The following is a 3,761-nucleotide window of genomic DNA, read 5'->3' on the forward strand; positions in this document are numbered from 1 at the left end:
TAAGATAAAAGCAAAGGGCTATCAAGTGATGTAGCCCTTTTGAGTTATACAAGCAAATTACCATGCAAAAGCTGTCGTTGGAGCATTGAGTGCATCTAACCACTGTTTATTTTTTACGGGGCAAAGAGTTACGGATATACCTGCCATGTCCAGACTGGTCATAAATGTTCCTGATTTTATAAAGGTAATAGCGACTCCTTCAATTTCTAAGAGTTGAAGGAGATCATTGATAAATATGCCCATTTCTAGGTTGGTACTAGTACCTAGATTATTTACAAGCAATATAAATTGATCACCCTTTTTCCAATGATAGTGCAATCTTAACTTACTTATAATTTCATTTGCAAGAATTTCCGATGATTGGAATGGGACGATACGATAGCCTTCTTCGCCATGTATCCCAATACCATAAGAAATATTTCCTTCTTCCAAGTTAAATAGTGGAAGGGTAGATTGGGGGAGACTAGCAGATTTCGTTGCAAAGCCAATTGTTGCGATTTCGGGAGCAAGTTCATGACCTAAATCAGTTAGTTGCTCTATTTCGGCACCATTTTGAGCTGCATATCCTAGAACTTTATGAAGTAAAATTGTCCCTGCAAGTCCCCTTCCTCTAATTTGAAATCTATTGTGAGGTTCAATGGAAATATCGTCGTGTGTTAGACTATAGCCGACCTTAATTCCTTCTTGTCTAGCAGTATTAATGGCCGAGCTAAATTCTTTGATGTCTGCTTCGAAATTTTTTACAATGATGAAGACACCGTGACCATTGTTTAAAAAACGAATGGACTCTAAGATTTCAGTTCGTGTAGGAGGAGTAAATAATTGGCCATAAATAGCAGCAGTAAGCATTCCTTCTCCCACATATCCAATATGAGCAGGTTCGTGTCCTGAACCTCCACCCGCCAATATTGGAACCTGATGAGGATTACGATTTTTTTGATAGACTAATGGTAAGGTAGGGTGTTTTTCTAATTCAGGATGACTGCTGACAGTTGCCGAAATGTAACTTGAAATAATTTTCTGTTTATGATTTGAAATAAATGTCATTGTGGTCTCTTTCCAATAATTGTCATGATTAGAAAGTCTGGTTGTGGAACTGGACTTTTTTTATTGACGTAAGCCTTCACGATTTCTGCTAGAGCATGTGAATGATAGTCTAACAAAAAACAAGTATAAGCAGATGAATCGATATCAATCTGACCGTATTCTCTTAAAATTTTTGATACAAGCAAGCGACAGTAGCTGATAAAGTGGTCATAGAAGTTATTTTGCCCTTGAATATCAAAAAGTTGAATATAAAAGTCACGCTCTTGTTCGAAATAAAAAAATAATTCTTGTAATAGTTTTTGACCTGAAATGAAGTCCAAGTTATTGGTAATATACTCGGTTAAGTCAGTTTCAAATATCCAGTCTAGCAGTTCATATTTGTCAAGAAAATGATTGTAAAAGGTCTGTCTACGAATGCCAGCTGATTCCATGATATCTACAATGGAGATTTTGTCAAATTCTCTAGTAGCTAATAGGTCTCTAAATGCCTTGGCAATCCGTTTTTTTGTAATAAGTGATGATGCCATAGGAAACCTTTCTTTTACTTACTTCATTTTACCAAAAAATTTTTTTAAACGGGTTTAAAAGGGGACAAATAATAGAATCTGTCCCTTATCATCCAGCAATAAAAAATATATAATGAAAGCGAAAACAAAGGTAGATGCCGAAAGGAGTTTCTCATGAAAAAAATTATAAATGAACCGACACAAGTTGTTGATGAAATGTTGCAGGGATTGTCATTCATGCATGATGACTTGCTAGAACGCTTAGATGGTTTTGATGTCATCGTTAGAAAGGCAGAAAAGACAGGAAAAGTTGGACTCATTTCAGGTGGAGGTTCAGGACATGAGCCAAGTCATGCTGGTTTTGTAGGAGATGGAATGTTGTCTGCTGCCATTTGTGGAGCAGTCTTCACTTCACCTACTCCGGACCAAATTTTAGAAGCCATCAAGGCGGCTGATGAAGGTGCTGGAGTTTTCATGATCATCAAGAACTATTCTGGTGACATTATGAACTTTGAAATTGCACAAGAACTTGCTGAAATGGAAGGTATTGATGTAGCAAGTGTTGTGGTTGATGATGATATCGCTGTTGAAAATAGTCTCTATACCCAAGGGCGTCGAGGTGTTGCAGGTACTATATTAGTCCATAAAATTTTGGGTGCTGCAGCTCGTTCTGGTAAATCATTAGCTGAAATGAAGGACTTGGCCGATAAACTTGTCTTAGAAATTAAAACAATTGGGCTAGCCTTGTCTGGAGCAACCGTTCCTGAGGTTGGGAAACCAGGTTTTGTTCTAGAAGATGATGAATTTGAATATGGAGTTGGTATTCACGGTGAGCCAGGATATAAGAAAGAGAAAATGCAACCTTCAGCACAATTGGCCTCAGAGCTGGTTGAAAAATTATCTGAAGGTTTCCAACTTAAGGCTGGTGAACGCTATGGCCTTCTCATCAATGGTTTAGGAAGCACTCCTCTTATGGAGCAATACGTATTTGCAAATGATGTGGCTAAATTACTCCATGAAAAAGGTGTTGAGTTGGCGTTTAAGAAAATTGGAAACTATATGACATCAATCGATATGGCTGGCTTGTCATTAACATTGATTCGATTGGCAGATGATGAGTGGTTGGATGCTCTAAATGCACCTGTTACTACCCCAGCTTGGTAAAACTCAAGGAGGAAATGTCGCATGAATGCTGAACAAGCTCTTGAATGGATGAAGCTTTTTAATGAAAAGATTCAAGAACAGAAAGATTACCTTAGTGCGCTAGACACCCCTATAGGAGATGGAGACCACGGTGGAAATATGGCGCGTGGCATGGCTGCAGTTATGGAAAACTTAGAAGGAAAGCAATTTGAGACTAGCAGTGATGTTTTTAAACTTGTCTCAATGCAACTACTGAGTAAGGTAGGCGGTGCTTCTGGTCCCTTGTATGGCTCTGCTTTTATGGGTATGGCCAAGGCTGATTCAAATTCGAAATTAGAAGAAATCTTACAAAGTGGTTTGGATATGATTGTCAAACGTGGGAAAGCAGAAGTTGGAGAAAAGACAATGGTTGATGTTTGGACTCCTGTTATTGCTGCCTTGTCTGCTGGTCAATTGACTCAAGAGGTCATTGATAAGCTAGTGAATGCTACCAAAGATTTACTTGCAACTAAAGGAAGGGCATCTTATGTAGGAGAACGTTCTCTTGGACATATTGATCCTGGATCATTCTCATCAGGATTACTCTTTACTGCTCTTTTAGAAACTGGGGTGGTTTAATGGGAAGTATTGGTCTTGTTATCGTTTCACATTCCAAACACATTGCAGAAGGTGTTGTTGAACTGATTAGTGAAGTAGCTAAAGATGTTCCGATTACTTATGTAGGAGGAACCGAAGATGGAGGAATTGGAACAAGTTTTGATCAAGTAGATAGGGTTGTTTCCGAAAATCCAGCAGATACTTTATTAGCCTTTTTTGACCTAGGTTCTGCTAAAATGAACTTAGAAATGGTGGCTGATTTCAGTGATAAAAGTATCATCATCAACAGGGTTCCAATTGTAGAAGGCGCCTATACTGCAGCAGCTCTTCTTCAGGCTGGGGCAGAACTGTCAGTTATTCAAACACAGTTGTCGGAGCTTGAAATCAATAAATAAGGAATTTTACTATAACTCTTTTTATAGGTGGGCTATTGATTATCTCAACTATCAAATTTTAAGTAAATAATTT

At 38.1% G+C, this 3,761-nt stretch carries 5 protein-coding genes; 3 read left to right on the top strand and 2 right to left on the bottom strand.

Annotated features, from left to right (window positions below; translation table 11 throughout):
- Positions 1 to 57: 57 nt before the first annotated feature.
- Together dhaQ and dhaS are read right to left on the bottom strand one after the other, a co-directional pair.
- Positions 58 to 1,047 (bottom strand): DhaKLM operon coactivator DhaQ, encoded by a 990-nt coding sequence (gene dhaQ, locus RWO85_RS09905; RefSeq protein ID WP_314415662.1) that lies wholly within the window; start codon positions 1,045 to 1,047, stop codon positions 58 to 60.
- On the bottom strand, positions 1,044 to 1,574 hold the full coding sequence (dhaS, locus tag RWO85_RS09910; RefSeq protein WP_000168609.1) for a dihydroxyacetone kinase transcriptional activator DhaS: 531 nt from the start codon (positions 1,572 to 1,574) through the stop codon (positions 1,044 to 1,046). The genes dhaQ and dhaS overlap by 4 nt, the downstream gene beginning before the upstream one ends.
- A 153-nt stretch (positions 1,575 to 1,727) precedes the next feature.
- Between dhaS and dhaK the strand changes: the two genes are divergently transcribed.
- The 3 genes from dhaK to dhaM are packed head-to-tail and all read left to right on the top strand — an operon-like array spanning position 1,728 to position 3,688.
- Complete coding sequence (gene dhaK, locus RWO85_RS09915) at positions 1,728 to 2,717, top strand: dihydroxyacetone kinase subunit DhaK (RefSeq protein ID WP_314415665.1); 990 nt, start codon at positions 1,728 to 1,730, stop codon at positions 2,715 to 2,717.
- 21 nt (positions 2,718 to 2,738) lie between these two features.
- A complete protein-coding gene (dhaL, locus tag RWO85_RS09920; protein ID WP_314415667.1) occupies positions 2,739 to 3,314 on the top strand; it encodes a dihydroxyacetone kinase subunit DhaL in 576 nt (191 codons plus the stop codon).
- Entirely contained in the window at positions 3,314 to 3,688 is a 375-nt protein-coding gene (gene dhaM, locus RWO85_RS09925) for a dihydroxyacetone kinase phosphoryl donor subunit DhaM (RefSeq protein WP_261054647.1), read from the top strand. Before dhaL ends, dhaM begins: the two co-directional genes overlap by 1 nt.
- Positions 3,689 to 3,761 lie beyond the last annotated feature (73 nt).

Source organism: uncultured Streptococcus sp., from assembly GCF_963521865.1.
GTDB lineage: Bacteria > Bacillota > Bacilli > Lactobacillales > Streptococcaceae > Streptococcus.